The organism is Mesorhizobium sp. M1295 (genome assembly GCF_040318135.1).
Lineage (GTDB): Bacteria > Pseudomonadota > Alphaproteobacteria > Rhizobiales > Rhizobiaceae > Mesorhizobium.
Map to the genome: position 1 here is coordinate 1 of NZ_JAMYLU010000073.1, position 1298 is coordinate 1298.

General features: G+C 54.3%; 1 protein-coding gene. It reads right to left on the reverse strand.

Features of this window, described 5'->3' with window-relative positions; all coding sequences use genetic code 11:
* Positions 1-1298, reverse strand: a 1298-nt coding sequence (locus tag NKH29_RS32525) for a GMC family oxidoreductase (protein ID WP_353001427.1), incomplete at both ends; no start/stop codon positions are given.

Below are 1298 nucleotides of genomic sequence, written 5' to 3' on the forward strand. Positions count from 1 at the left end.
CCGTAGTTCAAACGGTTGTACTTACCTATTCGCTTTGCTCGTCCGGTCCAGGTAGAAGGAAAAGGGTCGAGTGCAGTATTCACCAGGGCCTTATGATTAATCAGTCTCGCAACGAATCGAAACGCGCTTTTCAATCGCTCGGCGTCTCGTTCGTCGCTCAACATGTCAAAATTGACTTCTGGCTCAGCTAGATGAGAGGAACTATTGAGCGAAACCGTTCCTGTCGAGTAAACACGATTAACCCAGAAATTGAGAGTCCCCAAGCGTTTGCCAACTGGATGCCAGGCAGATTTTGCTAGAACTGAGATGGCCATATCAGTAGGCGGGCAACCCTCGTGGCCCGATGAGTACCGAGCATGCATCTGAATATATCCAGTCGCGGTCGGCAGCATCCGATCCTTCGGTTTCAAGTACGCCGAGATGGCGACCCCGGCGTGCTCTTGAAGATTTTTTCCAACCCCGTTTATATCTGCGACAACCTGAATGCCGAGTTTTGACAGCTGGTCCGCCGGGCCAATCCCAGATCGAAGCAACAAGGCCGGCGAATGGATAGCCCCAGCGCAAAGCACTACCGTGGACGCGCTATAGAATTGGCGACCAGTCTTGCTGTCAGTAACGACGCCAGTTATTTGATGCCCTGAAGAGGTTAACTGTACAACAGTTGTCTCTGACAAAATTCTGAGATTGGATCGAGCGCGGACGCTCTCCGGCAAATAAGCCATCGCAGCTGACACGCGACGACGATTGCGGTTCGTCAATGGAACAACTGAGTGGCCATCGCGGAATTCGCCATTGAAGTCTGGTCGATAGGGCATATCCCCATCTTCAAAAGCCGTCGACACCGCCCTGGCGAATCCGGACCACTCTCCCATATCCGCTCGGCTAATGGGCAGGGGCCCTTCATTGCCGTGGAAGTGGTCGGTAAAGTCTAGATCACATTCGAGTCGGCAGAAATATGGCAGGACGCCTTCCCAATCCCAACCCGTTGCGCCGATGGACGCCCATTCATCATAATCGGCAGGGCCACCCCGGTTGGCGACCTGGGCATTGATGCTAGAGCCTCCGCCTATGACCCGAGCTTGCTCATAGTGCTCACGTCTGTTGCTGTTTCGCGCAATGGCTGCTGAGAGTGAGGGCCATTGATAGCGCTGATTGTAGTAAGCCCGCGTGGGGTTGCCATCGAGTATATCATCAGGAATAGCGTGCGGGGGAAAGTCAGGACCGGCCTCTATGAGCAGGACGTGACTGCCATTGGCCGATAACCTGTTCGCCATGACGCATCCGGATGAGCCGCCACC